Origin of the sequence: Thermodesulfovibrio sp. 1176, from assembly GCF_029946585.1 — a bacterium.
Classification (GTDB): Bacteria; Nitrospirota; Thermodesulfovibrionia; order Thermodesulfovibrionales; family Thermodesulfovibrionaceae; genus Thermodesulfovibrio.
The window spans coordinates 142,387-159,899 of the sequence record NZ_JARZRZ010000002.1 but is presented as its reverse complement, the minus strand read 5'-3'; the positions used below and the strand labels follow the sequence as shown (position 1 = coordinate 159,899).

The window sequence follows — 17,513 nt, the reverse complement described above, 5'->3', positions numbered from 1 at the left end:
TTGTCAAAAAACTGTCAATTTTATAAAATTTTTGTCACTCTTAAATGGAATCTTTATTACAGGGATAAATAATCAGAGATGCTAATGTTTTTTCTGTCAACATGAGCCGAAAGCAAAGGACCTCATTCCTTTAAAAGAGTAGGGGATTCTTCGCTGTCGCTCAGAATGACGGAAAGGAGAGACAGAATGACGGAAAGCGGAAGAGATTTTCCCCTTCGCTTACGTTTCAGGGTCAGAATGACAAAACAGGGAGGCACTGCCTTTCTTTTATCGGCAATTTCAGGATTATAGATATTCTGGCATAAAGTATGCTAAATGTTTTAAATTTAGAAAAATATCGTAATAGGAGGTAATCTTTTATGGCAAAAGAAAAAGTTGAAAAAGATGTTGAAACCCCTCAAGAAGAACCTAAAAAGAAAAAGAGTAAGTTTTTAATCATTATCATAGCGGTTGTGGTTTTCTTAGCAGGTGCAGCAGGAGCCTATTTCTTTGTTTTTAGTAAAGGTAAAGAAGGAGATAAAAAGGAAGCTACAAAAGAAGCATCGGGAGTAAATTTTGCTTTTGAACCCTTTGTTGTAAATTTAATGGATAGTGGTGGTTCAAAATATCTAAAAGTTTCTATTCAATTAGAGCTTTCCGATGCAAAATTAATGGAGAAAGCTAAAAATAAAACCCCTCAGCTAAGAGATGCCATAATTACTTTAATAACAAATAAAACCTCAGAAGAGTTGATATCAGCAGAAGGTAAAATTATGCTTAAAGATGAGATTAAACAGAGAGCAAATCAGATTCTTGGCGAAGGCACGGTTTTAAATGTTTATTTAACTGATTTTGTGATGCAATAAGCCATGGCAGAAGAAATTCTATCACAAGATGAAATTGATGCCCTTCTTAGAGGAATAGAAGGTGGAGAAGTAGAAACAGAAACTGCTGAGGCACCTTCAGGAATACGTCCCTATGATTTTACTTCTCAGGAAAAGATTGTCCGTGGCAAAATGCCTTCTTTGGATATTATTAATGAGCGTCTTGCGAGAAGTTTCAGAATAAGCCTTGCTTCAGATATAAGAAAGATTGTAGATGTAGTTAATGTTAATGTTAATATTACTAAATTTTATGATTTCTTACGTTCAGTTCCTTTTCCTTCAAGTTTGAATATTATAAGACTTGAACCTTTAAGAGGTTTTAGCCTTGTTGTATTTGATGCTCCTATGATATTTACTCTCATTGAGTTTTATTTTGGCGGGACAGGTAAAGGTTATTATAAACCAGAAGGAAGAGAGTTTACTCCAATTGAACAAAGAATAATTCATAAAGTTGTCATGATGTTTCTTGAAAGTATGGAAGAAGCATGGAAGCCTGTTTTCCCAATTAAGCCTCAGTATGTCAGAACAGAAATGAATCCCCAATTTGTTACCATAGTTACTCCAGTGGATGTAGTAATAGAAATAGAATTCATACTTGAAATTGAAACAAGAGAATGTAGAATTATGGTATGCATTCCCTATTCCTCTGTAGAACCTATAAAGGATAAACTTTATAGCGCCTTTTTGGCTGATAGAGATGAGATGGATATGAAATGGATAGGTCGTATCAAAGCACAAATTAAACAAGCACCGATATTGATAGAAGGAGTTTTAGGTAAGGTAACAATAGACTTTAAAACATTATTAGACCTAAAAACAGGAGATGTTATTACCCTTCAAAGAAGAATTGATGAAGATATTGATTTGCTTGTTGAAGGTATTCCTAAATTTAAAGGTAAATTAGGGACTTTTAAAGGAAATTACGCAATAAAAATTACAGAGGAGGCATAAAAAATGGAAGAAAGAGAAATTCAAGAGCAACATATTCAGGAAGATATAAATACAGAAGAATTATCTGAAGAAGAGCTTGATATGGCAAAGGCTCTTGAAATGGAAAAGGCAATGAAAGAGCAAAAAGAAGTAAAGACTCCTCAGATAGATGAATTCACACCTGCTACGGAAAAACATAAGTTAAGGGATATAGATTTTATTCTCGATATACCCCTTGAAATGACGGTACTCATAGGAAGGACAAAAATTCTTGTTCAAGAACTTCTTCAATTAACACAGGGTTCTGTTGTGGCTCTTGACAAACTTGCTGGTGAACCAATGGAAGTTTATGTTAATGGAAAGCTTATTGGAAGAGGTGAGGTTGTTGTGGTTAATGAAAAATTTGGAATCAGAATCACTGACATTATAAGCCCCCAAGAAAGAGTAAAACAGCTTGGATGAGGTGAAAGGTGGAGTATTTTAAGGTAATATTATCTTTGCTTTTCATTATTGTAGCCCTTTATATGGTTTTGCGAGTTATGAAAAGCAAAATAAACCCTGGTAAGGGCTTTATTCAAATTATTTATTACCAACCAATTGGATATAAAAAGGGAATAGGTGTTGTAAAAGCCTTTGATGAATACCTTCTTGTAGGAATATCAGAAAACGGAATTAATCTTATAAGTAAACTTGACTCCGCAAAAATTAAAGCAATTTTTGAGGAAAAGACAGAAGAAAGAAAGACCTTCTGGCATAAAATTTTTAAGGGTGGTTTATATTGTTTTTGCTTGCTTCTTACTCCTGCTTTATCTTTTGCAGCACCTCAACCACAGGCTGGAGGAGGATTTTTTGGTTTTTCCTCTGCAATTGATATTCTGGTATTTATTACACTGCTAAGTTTTTTACCTGCCATTCTGATTATGATGACTTCTTTTACAAGAATTGTAATAGTTTTATCCCTTCTCAGACAAGCACTCGGAACACCTGCTGTCCCACCTAATCAGGTAATAATAGGTCTTGCACTTTTTCTTACCCTGTTTATAATGTCTCCAACTATTGACAGAGTTTACAAAGAAGCCTATGTTCCTTTTTCAAAAAAAGAGATAAATATGGAAGAAGCAATAAATAGAGCATCAGTCCCTTTTAAAGAGTTTATGTTGAAACAAACAAGAGAAAAAGATTTGGCATTATTTCTTAAGCTTTCAAAAACCGAAGTAAAACCAGCTACTCCAATGGATTTACCAATGAAGATTGTTGTTCCTGCCTTTGCACTTGGTGAGCTTAAAAGAGCCTTTGAAATAGGATTTTTAATCTTTCTTCCCTTTCTTGTTATTGATATTGTTGTGGCAAGTATATTGCTATCAATGGGAATGTTTATGGTACCACCGGTAATGATATCAATGCCTTTTAAGCTTTTACTGTTTGTTTTAGTTGATGGATGGCAGTTAATAATTGGCTCCCTTGCAGGAGGATTCCGATGACAGTAGAACTTTTAAACTACATATCAAAGCAAACCTTTGAAACAATCCTTTTAGTTGGTGGTCCTGTGCTTTTTGTAAGCCTTCTTGTAGGTCTTATTATAGGTCTATTTCAGGCAATAACCCAGCTACAGGAAATGACAATAAGCTTTGTGCCAAAAATTATTGCAATATTTTTGACATTATTTCTTACAATCCCTTGGATGGTCAATATAATGACAAAGTTTACAAGGGGAATTTTTGAAAACCTTCCCTTGTATGTTAAGTAGTTATGGAATACTTAGGGCTTCTTACAACACAAATTTATAAGTTTATTCCTGTTTTTATCAGAGTTTCTATTATTCTTTTTTTTCTTCCATACATTGGAAGCAGAACTGTTCCAATAATGTTTAGATTCTTTTTTGCTCTTTCTGTATCTCTTGCAATAATGCCCTTTGTTCCTCAAAGGGAAGAAGATTTTTTTATTTCTCTTTTGAATGCTGTAGTCTTTGGATTGGCGATTGGATTAATGATAAGAATTATAATCGCTGCTGTTGAGACAGCCTCTCAATGGATGAGTATGCAGATAGGCTTTGCTGTTGCTAATATTTTTAATCCTCAGTTTGGTGAGCTTATGGGTCCCCTTACTGTTTTTTATGAGATGTTTACAATTGCCCTGTTTTTCTCTCTTGATTTACATCTAAGTCTTATTGAGATTATGGTTAAAACCTTTCAGTCACCTGCAAAATTCTCTTTTGCTGGTAATGTTATAGAACTATCCTATCTTTTGTTTCCTTTAGCACTAAAGCTTTCAGCTCCGGTCCTCCTTGTTCAGGTATTGATGAATATAGGACTTGGATTTTTATCAAGAATTATGCCGCAGGCAAATGTTTTTTTTGTGGGCTTTCCTTTATTACTTGCAACAGGAATTGCAGTTATGTGGCTGAGCGTTCCTATTTTTACAATGGTTCTATCAAGAGCTTTTATAAATCTTAAAGATTCTCTGTTGATTTTACTAAGGTAGGATATGCCAGAAGAACTACAAGAACGAACAGAACAGGCTACCCCGCGAAGGCGTGAAAAAGCTCGTCAGAAAGGTGAAGTTCCTCGAAGCAGGGAGCTTACAGGGATCATTGGCACATGGATGATTTTTCTTTATTTTGTTTTCTATGGTACTTTTTTAATTTCTATAATGCAACATATGAAAGAGGCTTTTACAAGAGTTAAAAATCCAGAATTTATAAGTGGTGCTATTCTTACAATAATAAAGGATGAAGTAAAATGGTTTTTTATCCTCTTTGCTCCAATTGGTGGAGTTCTTCTTTTTAGTGTATTACTTGTCCATTTTATTCAGACAGGTTTTCTTTTTACTGGGGCTCCTTTAGTTCCTGATATTTCAAAAATAAGTCCAATTAAAGGTATAAAAAGAATGTTTTCACTCAATGCTCTTTTTGAGACAGTAAAGGGTATCCTGAAATTGATAGCTTTAGGCTTTGTAATATATTTTGTCTTAAAAAAGGATGTCAATATTTTGCCCCTTCTCATAGATATGGATGTTAAAGCTATTGCAGAATTGTCCTTTCATAAGATTTATCAGCTTGTTCTTGCTTGTCTCATAATGCTTACGGTTTTTGCAGGTATAGATTTTGCATATCAAAGATGGCAGTATGAAAGAAATTTAAGAATGACAAAGCAGGAGATAAAGGAAGAATTTAAGGAAACAGAAGGTTCACCAATGGTAAGAGCAAGAATAAGAAGTCTTCAAAGAGAAATGGCTCGTAAAAGAATGATGCAAGAAGTTCCGAAGGCAGATGTTGTAATAACAAACCCTCTTCATATTGCTGTTTGTATAAAGTATGACTCTAAGAACATGACAGCACCTCAGGTAGTTGCAAAGGGAGCAAATATTCTTGCTGAAAGAATTAAAGATATTGCAAGGGCTGCTGGTGTTCCAATTTATGAAAATAAACCTCTTGCAAGGGCATTATACAAAATTCCCATTGGAGGAGAAATACCGGAGGTACTTTATAAAGCAGTTGCAACAATTTTAGCGACTGTTTACAAGCTTAAAGGAAGGCAGATTGCATGAATATAATGAATTTCATAAGAAGTGATGTTTTAGTTGCTGTTGGAATAATTTTAATACTTATTTTTATGATTGTGCCCATTCCTCCTTTTATGCTTGACCTTTCTCTTACAATGAGTATAACACTTTCAATTCTCATTATACTTGTTGCATCCTACGTAAGAAAACCTCTTGATTTTTCAGTTTTTCCATCGGTTTTATTAATTGCCACATTACTGAGGCTTTCTCTAAATATTGCCTCTACCCGACTTATTTTAACTCGTGGAGAAATGGGAACAGAAGCTGCAGGAAAAGTTATTAAAGCCTTTGGAGAGTTCGTTGTAAGTGGAAACTTTGTAGTTGGTTTAATTGTCTTTCTAATTCTTGTAATAATAAACTTCATAGTAATTACAAAGGGTGCTGGAAGAATTGCTGAAGTTTCAGCTCGTTTTACTCTTGATGCAATGCCTGGTAAACAGATGAGTATTGATGCAGACTTAAATGCAGGACTTATTGATGAAAAAGAAGCAAGGCGAAGAAGGGAAGAAATAAGCAGAGAAGCAGATTTTTATGGAGCAATGGATGGTGCCAGTAAATTCATTCGTGGTGATGCAATTGCAGCAATAATTATCATGATTATAAACATTATTGGTGGAATACTTATTGGAGTGCTTCAGAAGGGAATGCCTATAGGAGATGCTGTGCAGACCTATGTAATACTTACAATTGGTGATGGACTAGCAGCACAGGTGCCTGCTCTCATTACATCAACAGCAGCAGGTATTGTTGTAAGTAGAGCAGCAACAGAGTCAAATCTTGGACAGGATATTCTTAATCAGCTTTTTCGAAATCCAAAAACCCTTGCAACAGCATCAGGAGTTTTACTTTTACTTGGATTGATTCCAGGGTTACCCCATCTTCCCTTTATAATAATCGCCATTGTCTCTGGTGCGATAGCTTACTTAATGATAAGTAAAGAGAAAAAAGAAAAAGAGGCTCCTCCACCAGCTCCCCCTGAAGAAAAACCTATAACAATGGAGGCTCAACTTGAAAGTCTTCTAAGAGTTGATCCCATTTCCCTTGAAATAGGTTACAACCTTATCCCTTTGGTTGAAGGAGAAAGCTCTCTTGTAGAAAGAATTCGTTCCCTTAGAAAGCAGATTGCAATGGAGATGGGGTATATAGTTCCATCAATTCATATAAAGGATAATTTAATGCTGAAACCTTCCCAATACAGCATTTTAATTAAAGGAGTTGAAATAGCCACATCAGAGATAATCCCTGGAAGATTTCTTGCAATCGGTGCTCGTCTTGGCCAGGAATTTGACGGAATTCCAGCAAAAGATCCTGCCTTCGGAGTAGATTCCCTATGGATTGAAGAAAGGGATTTATCAAAGGCACAGATGCTTGGATTTACAGTTGTTGATGCACCATCAGTTATTGTTACCCATTTGAGAGAGATTTTGAAAAATTACGGATACGAACTCCTTGGTAAACAGGAAACTCAGAGACTTCTTGATAATCTTGCAAAAACCCATCCAAGAGTTATTGATGATCTAATCCCAAATATTTTAACACTTTCACAGGTGCAAAAGGTTCTTCAAAATCTTTTAAGAGAAAGAGTTTCAATTAAAGATTTACAGACAATCCTTGAAACCTTAGCAGAGTATGCCAGTGTAACCAAAGACCCTGATATTTTAACTGAATATGTTAGACAGGCACTGTCAAGAAGAATAACAAAGAGTGTTCAGAATGCTGACGGTTCAATTTCTGCAATTTTATTCGATCCTTCCCTTGAAAGAAGCTTTATTGAATCTTTGCAGAGTACACCTCAAGGCACAATTTTTGCACCAGATCCAATTGTGTTAGAGAAGGCTATTGAAAAGGTAAAGACAGTAGCAGATGAAGCAACTATAAAAGGGTATCAACCTGTGCTCATTTGTTCGCAAGTAATAAGAAGATTTATAAAGAGGGCAGTTGAAAGAACCATACCTTCTTTACCAGTTCTTTCTCCCCAAGAACTATCACAGGGTGTAAAAGTTTATATGCTTGCTACAATTAAAATATAAACGTGGAGGTAATATATGAAAATAAAAAAGTTTCAAGGTAAAAGCTTCAAAGAAGTTTTAGAAACAGTAAAAAAGGAATTAGGACCTGATGCGGTAATTATTTCAAGCATAACAAAAAAAGACCCTTTGTCAAACAATTCTTTGATTGAAATAACAGCAGCCTTTGATGACTCACAAGAAAATGGTTTTTCAATACCTTCAATTCAAAATATAGATCAAACAGTTCAAAGGGAATTAGAAAAAATAAAAATTGAGCTTGCCTTATTAAGAGAAAGTGTTACTCATCTTTTCCCATCATTGAATGACAATTCAAAGGCAAGTTTATACAATTTTATGATAAAAATTGGCATAGAACCTCATCTTGCCCTTATGTTATTAGAAAAGGTATCGGATATCAATGAATTAAGGAATGTTATAGAAAAAAATATAAAAGAAGCAGAAAAGGATTTTGAAGATGAGAGAGGATTTGTATTTTTTGGATTACCAGGAGTTGGGAAAACAACTACATTATTTAAATTGGGACAATCAATTAGAGCAAAAAATCAAAAAATTATGATTCTATCCCTTGATCAAAGAATAAGTTCTGTTGCTTATATAAAGCAAATAGCTCTGTCTTTGAAATGTGATGCTAAAATAGTCAAGGATCTGAAAGAACTTTATAAGATTATTCATAGAGATATTGACAGAACAAAGATTTTAATTGATACTCCAGGAGACGGAAACATAAGCAGTCTATCGGAGTTAAAGGATTTATTGAAGGATGTTCCAATAAAAAAATGTCTTCTCATGGATGCCTCTATGTCAGCAGGTTCATCTCTTAGGGTTTTAAGAAATAATGATTCGTCAAAAATTGATTGTATAGCCTTTTCAAAGATTGATTTAGCCCATAATTACGGCAATCTCTATAACATTGCTGTTTACAGTGGAAAACCAATAAGTTTTATTACTTCTGGAGACTATTATGATAATCCTAAAATTTATCCTCCTCGTGCATTAACAAATTTTGTTATAGGAGGTGTCTGTGAAAACTAATATACCAAGAATAATTGCTGTATCAAGTGGGAAAGGAGGGGTTGGTAAGACCAACTTTGTCACCAATATTGCATTAATTTTTAGAGGAATGCAGAAAAGAGTTCTTTTGATGGATGCCGATATAGGATTAAGTAACATTGATATTATGTTTGGGGTAGCCCCTAAGTATAATATCAAACATTTGCTTACAGGAGAAAGGAATATAAAAGATATAATTTTCAAATCCGAACAGGGTATTGATATTATACCTGCCAGTTCTGGCATAAGAGAACTTACACAACTTACTTTTGAGCAAAAAATTAAGATTATTCAGGAGCTTGAGAGTCTCGATGAAAATTACGATATTTTTCTAATAGATACAGGCGCTGGAATTTCTGATAATGTAACCTTTTTCTGTTCTGCTGCCCATGACAACATTATAATTGTCACATCCGAGCCTACATCAATTGCCGATGCCTATGCATTGATAAAGGTTCTTTATAAAGAGTATGGCGAAAAAAACTTTCGGATTGTAATAAACAATATAAAAAATCCTAAGGAGGCAAGAGAGACCTTTAGAAAGATTTCTCTCGTTACAGAGAGATTTCTCGGTTTAAGTTTAGATTATCTTGGTTTTCTTCCCTATGATGAAAAAATTAAAGATGCTATTGTTTCACAGAAACCTTATGTAAATCTATTTCCTACTTCAGATTTTTCTAAAAAACTCTCCGATATCGCAAAGGAGATTTTAAAAAGAGATGTAAACTTATTTAAAGGAGGAATGCAGTTTTTTCTAAAAAAAGCTTTAACTACAGGATAAAGTAAATGTTTTATTCTGAGGAGGAAAAAGAAAGACTTATAAAACAATTTTTACCAAAGATAAAGCATCATGCTTTAAGATATTATCATATTGTGCAGTCTTTTCTGGATTTGGATGATTTAATTTCTGCAGGTATAAAGGGACTTCTTGAAGCATTAATAAAATATAATCCTTCTTTTAATGTTCCTCTCTCTTCTTTTATAGATTATAGAATACGAGGTGCTATACTTGATGAAATTCGTTCTTTAGATATTTTTTCAAAGGAATTCCGTAAAAAAGTTGAGGGTGTAAAAAGGGCATATAAAGATTTAAAAAATGAAGGTATAGAACCAACAGACGATGAAATTACATCATTCTTAAAAATTTCTCATAGGCAATTACAGGAAATTTATCAGAGCATTAAAGCCTCAGATATTGTAAGCTTAGATGATTATCTTGAAAGTAAAAATGGAGACAAGTTAAGCATTATAAATGTAATTGCCGATAAAAATGATATTTTCGAAGAGATTAAATTAAGAGAGATTAAAGAAAAACTCACAAAGGCAATAGAAAGACTTTCAGAACAGGAAAAATTGGTCATTTCACTTTATTATTATGACGAATTAAATATGCGAGAAATTGCAGAAGTTTTAGGACTTTCTCTTTCCAGAGTAAGCCAGGTCCACGGACAGGCTCTTATAAAATTAAAAAATTTTATTGAAAGTAACTGAAAAAACAGAATATTTTGGTATAATAAACCTGAATATTTATTGGGAGGGTTTTTGAATGAAGAAAAATATAAAAAAACTTGTGCTAAAGTTATTAAATGATTCAGAACCTTCAGAGAGAAGGCAGGCTGCAGAGGAACTTTCATATTTTGATGAAAGAGCTATATATCCTCTAATTAAAGCTCTTAGAGATGAAAACACCGCAGTCCAAGAAGCTGCTACCCATGCTTTAATAGCAATTGGAAATTCCGAAGACGAAAGATTTTTAATCAATCCTGGAGAACTTGTTACCTATATGGTGATTCCTCTTTTAAGAGAAGAAGAAGCCTATCTTAGGAATACAGCTTTATTAATTCTTACTGAGATTGGAAACAAATCTCCCCATCTTATATATCAACTTTTAAAAGATAAAGACCCCGATGTAAGAAAATTTGCTTTAGATTTAATAGCAGATATAAAAACAGGTTTTGATGGCGCTAAGGTTATTCCACTCCTACAGGATTCCAATGGAAATGTAAGAGCAGCTGCTGCAAGGGCAATAGGTGAATTAGGATATAAAGAGGGAATTCCAGCGTTAATTGAAAGACTTAATGATGAAGAGTGGATAGCCTTTTATGTACTACAGGCTCTGGCAAGTCTTAATGCAGAGGAAGCAGTAGATGCAATTGGTGAGCTACTTCTTAATACAGATTCTTTACTTGTAAAGGCAGAGGCAATTGAAACATTAGGTAAAATTGGAACGGATAAAGTAATCGGTCCACTCTTAAAATATTTTTCTATTGCAACAAGGGATGAGAAAAAAGAAATTATAAAAGCATTAATAAGAATTGGAATAATTCCTCCAGGAGTAGATATAAAAGATGAATTGTTAGGGATTTTAAAAGAAGGTGATTGGGAAGAAAAAACATTGGTATATAAAGGAGTTCAGTTAACCAATTTAATTGATGCAGTTCCAATTGTAGTTGAAGAAGCAGGAGCATTAGATCCTTCATGTTTTGATTACGATGAAAAAATAGGATTGTTGCAGAATACTCTTTTAGGAATTGATTCAGAAGATACACTAATTGAATTGCTTGAAAAAGACAAATTAAAGTATAGGGCTAAAGCTTTTGTTATAAATACTCTTGGAAAAATGCGTAGTAAAAAAGCTGTCCCAGTATTAATAAAACTTCTTGAGGATATAAAAAGGGATGTAAGAATAGCTTCTGCAAAGGCATTAGGTGAGATAGGAGATGAAAAATCTGTAAAATCCCTTATAATCAGAAGTACAGAAGACCCTGATGCTAATGTTAGAAAGGCAGCTATAGAGGCTATTGGCATGATCAGAGCAAAGGAAGCCTTCCAGGTTCTTTCAGGTCTCCTTGAAAAGGAAATCTATCCAGATATTATCGAAGCTACGGTTTCAGCTCTTATCTGCATTGATCAGGACTCTTTTTTAAGTAACATTAAATCTTATAAGACTGAGACAAAAAAGGCACTTGCCAATATAACCTATTCAATGGAAATAATAGATATGCTACTTAAATGCGAAGAACCTGAAGTAGTAAAATCTGCCATATATGCCTTAGGAAGAATTGGTACAGATGAAGCCATATCAAAACTGTTAGAATACATATTTTCAGACAATAAAGAGTTTAAAAAAGCAGCTATTTCATCCTTAGGCGAAGCAAGTTTTTGCTCTGATGCTCTTTTTGAATGCCTTAAAGATGAAGATCCATGGATTAGATATTATGCAGTAAAAGCAATTTACAAAGGATGTGATTCTGAAACATTAATAGAAAAACTCTCACCTCTTTTAAATGATCCCTTTCCTCCTGTTGTCATAGCAGTCATAGATGCCTTAGGAGAAATAGGCGGTAGCGAAGTTTATGAATTACTTTATCCTTTAAAAGAACATTCCAAAGGAGAAATTAGAGAAAAAATAGAGGAGGTATTAAATAAAATATGATTACTGCTACAGCCTCTACATTAACAATGAATGAGGATATTTTTAAACAGCTAAGAGATTTTATTTATGAAAAAACTGGTATATATGTACCTGACAATAAAAAGTATTTTCTTGAAAATAGATTGAGTAGAATTGTTAAGGAGAAAAATTTTAGAGGATATGAAGATTATCTTCATTTTTTGAAATACAGTGCCCAAAGGAATGATATAGCTCGCCTTTTTGATGCTATTACAACAAATGAAACATTCTTTTTTAGAGAACCCCAACAGTTTGAGGTTTTTTCAAATAATCTTGTTCCACAGATAATCAAAGAGAATGTTCAAATGGGAAGAAAAGATATTAAAATATGGTCTGCTGCCTGCTCTACAGGAGAAGAACCTTATACAATTGGCATGATTTTACTTGAAAAAACAGAATTGGTGTCTATAAGAAAAGAAATCTATGCTTCTGATATAAGTGAATCTGTTTTGATGTCTGCAAGAAAAGCCATGTATGGAAATTATTCTGTCAGAAATATACCTCCACAGTATATGGCGAAATATTTTAAAGACTCAGGAGGTATATACGTACTTTCAGATATTGTGAAATCAATGGTAAAATTTATGAATATCAATCTGATAGAAGAAAAAGAAGTAAAACAATTAAAAGGAATAGATGTGGTATTTTGCAGAAATGTTTTAATTTATTTCGATGATAAGGCAAAAAAGAAGGCAGTATCCTTGATTTACGATGTACTGCGTCCTAAAGGTTATTTATTTGTAGGGACCTCCGAGAGTTTACACAACATTACAAGAGCTTTTAGACCAACGGTTATAAACAAAGTGGTAGTTTATCAAAAAGTTTAAATGGAGGAAGACAATGAGGGTTCTTGTAGTTGATGATGATAAAACAACAAGAAAAATGCTTTCTTTGATTCTTAAAAGTAAAGGATATGATGTAGTGACCGCAGAAAATGGTATGGATGGATTACAAAAGTTAGGTCTTGAACAGATTAATCTAATTCTTACTGATATGAATATGCCCTATATGGATGGTATAGAGTTTACAAAACAGGTAAGAGCCAATCCTGATTTTTCTCATATACCAATAGTTATGCTTACTACAGAAGCCGATGAAGAAGAAAAACAGAGAGCCTATAAAGCTGGAGTTGATGACTATCTCATAAAACCTGCCACAGCAGAACAGATTGTAGAGAGCATGAAAAAAATAATAAAAAAGATTTTTGGTAAAAGAGAATAGGAGGTATAGAATGTTTAATTTTAAGATCAAGGTCTTAGTTGTAGATGATTTTCCAACAATGCGTAGAATAGTAAAAAATCTTTTAAAGCAATTGGGATTTGAAAACATAGATGAAGCAGAAAATGGAGAGGATGCTTTAAGAAAGTTAAAAAGTGCAGATTACGGGCTTGTAGTTTCCGATTGGAACATGCCTGTTATGGAAGGAATAGAGCTTCTTAAACATATAAGAAATGATCCTCAACTTAAAGATATTCCTTTTTTAATGGTTACAGCAGAGGCTGAGAAAGAAAAGGTTATTGAAGCTATAAAGGCAGGGGTTGACAATTATATAGTAAAGCCCTTTACAGGTGAGGTTTTAAAGGAAAAACTTGAAAAGATTGCTCAGAAAAAACCATCTCTTAAAGGAGGACAGTAATGGCTGATGAGATGGATGAAATAATAAATGAATTCATTATTGAAGCCGAAGAAATTTTAGACCAACTTGACCCACTTTTTGTAGAACTTGAACAAAAGGCCCAGGACCCTGAGATTATAAACGAAATTTTCAGAGGAATGCATACCCTTAAAGGTGCTGCAGGATTTTTAGGATTCCAGAATGTTGTTGATGTAGCCCATAGAGCAGAGGCAATTTTAAAAAGATTAAGGGAAGGAGAAATGTTAATTTCTCCTGAAATAACCGATGCGATACTAAAAGCAACAGACACCTTAAGAATGCTTATTTCTTGTATAAAAGAAAAGAGAGAAGTAAAGGAAGACCTTTCTCCTATTCTTAAACTTTTAGACAGTGTTTTATCCCAGGAAACAGTTATAACATCTGAAACAAAAGAAGAAGCCCATGAAGAAAAAATACAGCCTGTTGTTCCTTCAAAACCTGAATTTGAAGAAAAAACATTTAAAACAGAAGAAACAGTATCTCAGGCACCAAAGGAAAAAGAAAAGGAAGTAGCAACCCTTAGAGTTGATGTGACAAGGATAGACAAAGTTATGGATCTTGCAGGTGAAATTGTTCTTGCCCGAAACAGATTGCTTAATCTTGCAAGTAAACTTGAAGTTAGATATGCAGGAGATGAACAAGTAGAAGGACTTGTAGAAACCACAGCTTTTCTTGACAGAGTTACTTCAGATTTACAACTTGCTGTAATGAAAATGAGGATGCAACCCCTTCAAAAAGTCTTTGTAAAATTCCCAAGAATGGTAAGAGACCTTGCAAGAACTCTCGGAAAAGACATAGACCTTGAAATTATTGGTGAAGACACAGAAGTTGACAAATCAGTTATTGAACATATTGGAGACCCCCTTGTTCATATAATAAGAAATTCAATAGACCACGGAATAGAATCACCTGATGAAAGAGTTTCAAAGGGTAAACCACCAAAGGGTAAAATCACTATTAATGCCTATCAGAAGGGTACACAGATTGTTATTGATATTGTAGATGATGGTAAAGGAATTGATGTTGAAGCTGTAAAAGCAAAGGCAATTACACGAGGACTTATTACTTTAGAGGAAGCAGAAAAAATGTCCGATGATGCCATAATAAATTTAATCTTTTTACCAGGCTTTTCTACCAAAGATGTTTCTACAGAGGTAAGTGGTAGAGGAGTTGGAATGGATGTTGTAAAATCCAATGTGGCAAAGCTCAATGGCTATGTTGAGATATTTACAGAAAAAGACAAAGGAACCACATTCCGAATAAGTCTGCCTCTTACTCTTGCAATAATGCAGGCAATGATGATTCAGGTAGGTGAAGAAATCTATGCAATACCCCAATCAATGATAGAAGAAACATTAAGAATCCGCACTTCACAGGTAAAGGAAGTATCAGGACAAAAGGTTCTTACAATCAGAGAGAGAGTTTTGCCTCTCTTTATCTTGAATGAATTGTTAGGTGTTTTAGGAAGTTCTAATACAGACCAAAAATATATTCTTGTTGCCTCAGTTGGAGACAGGAGATTCTGTATTGCTGTTGATGCAGTTCTTGGACAGGAAGAAATAGTTATTAAGACAATCAATGGCATAGATTCAGAAGCCTGCGGAATTATGGGTGCAACCATAACTGGGGATGGAAAGGTTGTATTAATTCTTGACTTAGCCTTACTTTCAAGAAAGGTTTTTGCTATTAAATAAAATTAATTAAGGAGAAATAGAAGATGAGACAGTGCATAGGCTTTCTTTTAAATGAGAACGAGTATATTATTCCTATTCTTAAAGTACAAGAAATAATCAAAATCCCGCAGATTACCAAAATGCCAGGTGTTCCCTATTATGTGGAAGGTATTACAAATCTAAGAGGTAGGGTTATTCCTGTTGTTAACTTAAAGAGACTTTTAAGTCTACCAGAGGAAACAGAGGGCAATAAAGTTATTGTTATTTCATCAGGGAAAATAACATTTGGTGCATTAGTTGACAACATCACAGGAGTAGTAAACATTGATGAATCTACTATTGAACAGGCAGATGAATTTATGCAGCAAAGTCAGAGTCAGATAGAAGGTGTAGCCCGTTTAAATGACAGATTATTAATACTTCTTGACATAAAAAAACTTATCCCCACAGAAGACCAGTCAATTTTTGAAGAAGAGATTGTTAATGTAATTGAAGAAGGAGATAAGGTGGAGGTAGTAAAAAAAGTTAGCACAATGGCAGGAGAAGTTACAGTAAGTGAGGTGATTGATCCAGTAAAGTTTTATGAAGGAAAAGGAATTCCAAAGGATGACCCCAAATATATTCTCTTAAAAGAAATTACAAACTTTATGAATGCTGTATCAAGCGGAGATTATGAAAACGCTGACAAGATAATGAACAGTATAATTCAGAAAAGTCAGAGCGATTTATTTAAAGAAGTTGGAAAAGTGGCGAGGAAACTTCATGATTCATTAAAAAGTTTCAGAGAAGTTCTTGATCCAAAATTAAGAGAAATTGCTGTAGAACATATGCCAAGAGCAGTGGATCAACTTCAAATGGTTATTGATAAAACAGAGGAAGCAGCAAATAAGACAATGGAAATTGTTGAAAAATATATTTTAAAAATGGATGATCTTGCAAATCATATCAGGGAAATTCAAGGACCTGAAAGCTCTGTTCAATTTTTAAGAGAGTTTAAAAACTCCTTAGAAGATGATTTAACCGAGATTCTTACAACACAATCCTTTCAAGATTTAACTGGACAGGTTTTAAAAAAAGTTATTGCTTTGGTAGGTGATCTTGAAGTTGAGTTAGTAAGACTCATAACCACATTTGGGCTTAAATTTGAAGAAAAAGAACCAGTTAAAAAGGAAGTTGAAAAGGTCTCCCAGGAGGATGTTGATGAACTTCTTAAAGAATTTGGTTTTTAAGGGGTCTGAGGTATGATAAAAGTTTTAGTAGTCGATGATTCAGCCTTTATGAGAAAGGCATTAACAAGCATGCTTCAGGAGGACCCCGAAATCAAAGTTATTGGAACAGCAAGGGATGGTGTTGAAGCTATACAGATGATTCAGGATCTAAAACCAGATATTGTTACAATGGATGTTGAAATGCCAAGAATGGATGGAATAACAGCATTAAGGGAAATTATGCAGAAGTGTCCTGTTCCAGTTATTATGGTTAGTTCTCTTACAACCGAAGGAGCAAAGGTAACTCTGGAAGCATTGGAACTTGGTGCAGTTGATTTTATTCCTAAAAATCTTGCTGAACTATCAGTAAATATTGTAAAGATTAAGGGAATGCTGATTGAAAAAATTAAAACAATAGGTAAAAGAGGAATTATAAAGAGAAGACCTATTGGAAAACCAGCAGAAACAAAAATTGAAACACCCAAAGTGGAAATTCCAAAAGTAAGAGTAACAACAGAAAGAAAAGTAGGAATTGTTTCTATTGGAACATCAACAGGTGGACCAAAGGCTCTTCAGGAGATAATTCCAAAACTTCCTAAGGATTTTCCAGTTCCCATAGTTATTGCTCAACATATGCCTCCAAATTTTACAAAGCCCTTTGCTGAAAGACTTGACCAATTGAGTCAGCTTTCTGTAAAAGAGGCTGAAGAAGGAGAAGCTATTAAACCAGGAATTGTTTATGTTGCTCCTGGTAGAGGACATATGAGGCTAAAAAGAAGAGGCATTGAAACATTGGTAACCATATCGGAGGATAAAGAAGAATTTATTTATAGACCAAGTGTTGATGCTCTAATGCTTTCTGTTGCAGATTGTTTCCCTGGAAGAAGCCTCGGAGTAATACTTACTGGTATGGGAAATGATGGAGCAAAGGGATGTAAAAAAATAAAGGAATCAGGCGGAAGAGTATTTGCTCAAAATGAAGAAAGTTGTGTAGTATATGGTATGCCAAGAGCTGTTATAGAGGCAGGCATAGCTGATAAAGTAGTATCCCTTGAAGAGATGGCAGGAGAGATAATTAATGCAGTATAGG

At 34.1% G+C, this 17,513-nt stretch carries 17 protein-coding genes and 2 pseudogenes; all 19 read left to right on the top strand.

Translation table 11 applies throughout. The annotated features are described in order from the left end of the window. Window positions 1-359: 359 nt before the first annotated feature. The 19 genes and pseudogenes from QI155_RS04615 (at window position 360) to QI155_RS04530 (ending at window position 17,512) form a co-directional block, all read left to right on the top strand. Window positions 360-845, top strand: coding sequence for a flagellar basal body-associated protein FliL (locus QI155_RS04615; protein ID WP_068861697.1), 486 nt, complete (start codon window positions 360-362; stop codon window positions 843-845). A 3-nt stretch (window positions 846-848) separates the two neighbouring features. Beyond that, complete coding sequence (fliM, locus tag QI155_RS04610) at window positions 849-1,814, top strand: flagellar motor switch protein FliM (protein WP_068861698.1); 966 nt, start codon at window positions 849-851, stop codon at window positions 1,812-1,814. Window positions 1,815-1,817: 3 nt separating this feature from the next. After that, window positions 1,818-2,255 (top strand): flagellar motor switch protein FliN, encoded by a 438-nt coding sequence (gene fliN, locus QI155_RS04605; protein WP_068861699.1) that lies wholly within the window; start codon window positions 1,818-1,820, stop codon window positions 2,253-2,255. 62 nt (window positions 2,256-2,317) lie between these two features. Next, window positions 2,318-2,521, top strand: a pseudogene (locus QI155_RS11060) (flagellar biosynthetic protein FliO); the annotation flags it as partial. A 138-nt stretch (window positions 2,522-2,659) separates the two neighbouring features. Further along, a pseudogene (gene fliP, locus QI155_RS11055) lies at window positions 2,660-3,274 on the top strand (flagellar type III secretion system pore protein FliP); the annotation flags it as partial. Then, on the top strand, window positions 3,271-3,540 hold the full coding sequence (gene fliQ / locus QI155_RS04595; protein WP_281321214.1) for a flagellar biosynthesis protein FliQ: 270 nt from the start codon (window positions 3,271-3,273) through the stop codon (window positions 3,538-3,540). The pseudogene fliP and the gene fliQ, both read left to right, overlap by 4 nt. 2 nt (window positions 3,541-3,542) lie before the next feature. Continuing rightward, entirely contained in the window at window positions 3,543-4,274 is a 732-nt protein-coding gene (locus QI155_RS04590; protein WP_068861701.1) for a flagellar biosynthetic protein FliR, read from the top strand. 3 nt (window positions 4,275-4,277) lie between these two features. Further along, window positions 4,278-5,339: a flagellar biosynthesis protein FlhB gene (gene flhB / locus QI155_RS04585; protein ID WP_068861702.1), complete on the top strand. Its 1,062-nt coding sequence runs from the start codon at window positions 4,278-4,280 to the stop codon at window positions 5,337-5,339. Between the two features lie 5 nt (window positions 5,340-5,344). Then, on the top strand, window positions 5,345-7,384 hold the full coding sequence (flhA, locus tag QI155_RS04580) for a flagellar biosynthesis protein FlhA (protein WP_281321213.1): 2,040 nt from the start codon (window positions 5,345-5,347) through the stop codon (window positions 7,382-7,384). 15 nt (window positions 7,385-7,399) lie between these two features. Further along, window positions 7,400-8,416: a hypothetical protein gene (locus QI155_RS04575; RefSeq protein ID WP_068860781.1), complete on the top strand. Its 1,017-nt coding sequence runs from the start codon at window positions 7,400-7,402 to the stop codon at window positions 8,414-8,416. Beyond that, on the top strand, window positions 8,406-9,215 hold the full coding sequence (locus tag QI155_RS04570) for a MinD/ParA family protein (RefSeq protein ID WP_254045463.1): 810 nt from the start codon (window positions 8,406-8,408) through the stop codon (window positions 9,213-9,215). The genes QI155_RS04575 and QI155_RS04570 overlap by 11 nt, the downstream gene beginning before the upstream one ends. Before the next feature lie 5 nt (window positions 9,216-9,220). Next, a complete protein-coding gene (locus QI155_RS04565; RefSeq protein WP_068860777.1) occupies window positions 9,221-9,925 on the top strand; it encodes a FliA/WhiG family RNA polymerase sigma factor in 705 nt (234 codons plus the stop codon). Between the two features lie 55 nt (window positions 9,926-9,980). After that, on the top strand, window positions 9,981-11,870 hold the full coding sequence (locus QI155_RS04560; protein ID WP_281321212.1) for a HEAT repeat domain-containing protein: 1,890 nt from the start codon (window positions 9,981-9,983) through the stop codon (window positions 11,868-11,870). After that, on the top strand, window positions 11,867-12,715 hold the full coding sequence (locus tag QI155_RS04555; protein ID WP_068860773.1) for a protein-glutamate O-methyltransferase CheR: 849 nt from the start codon (window positions 11,867-11,869) through the stop codon (window positions 12,713-12,715). Before QI155_RS04560 ends, QI155_RS04555 begins: the two co-directional genes overlap by 4 nt. Before the next feature lie 13 nt (window positions 12,716-12,728). After that, the gene (locus QI155_RS04550) at window positions 12,729-13,109 is read left to right on the top strand and encodes a response regulator (RefSeq protein WP_281321211.1); all 381 of its coding nucleotides are present in this window, start codon (window positions 12,729-12,731) and stop codon (window positions 13,107-13,109) included. Between the two features lie 10 nt (window positions 13,110-13,119). Beyond that, window positions 13,120-13,524 carry a chemotaxis response regulator CheY gene (locus QI155_RS04545; RefSeq protein ID WP_281321210.1) on the top strand — a complete coding sequence of 135 codons (405 nt, stop codon included), beginning with the start codon at window positions 13,120-13,122 and terminating at the stop codon, window positions 13,522-13,524. Further along, window positions 13,524-15,236 (top strand): chemotaxis protein CheA, encoded by a 1,713-nt coding sequence (locus QI155_RS04540; protein ID WP_281321209.1) that lies wholly within the window; start codon window positions 13,524-13,526, stop codon window positions 15,234-15,236. Before QI155_RS04545 ends, QI155_RS04540 begins: the two co-directional genes overlap by 1 nt. Before the next feature lie 23 nt (window positions 15,237-15,259). Further along, window positions 15,260-16,444, top strand: a complete 1,185-nt coding sequence (locus tag QI155_RS04535; RefSeq protein ID WP_068860765.1) for a protein phosphatase CheZ — start codon at window positions 15,260-15,262, stop codon at window positions 16,442-16,444. A gap of 12 nt (window positions 16,445-16,456) precedes the next feature. Then, on the top strand, window positions 16,457-17,512 hold the full coding sequence (locus QI155_RS04530) for a chemotaxis response regulator protein-glutamate methylesterase (protein ID WP_068860763.1): 1,056 nt from the start codon (window positions 16,457-16,459) through the stop codon (window positions 17,510-17,512). The last annotated feature ends 1 nt before the right edge of the window (window position 17,513 follow it).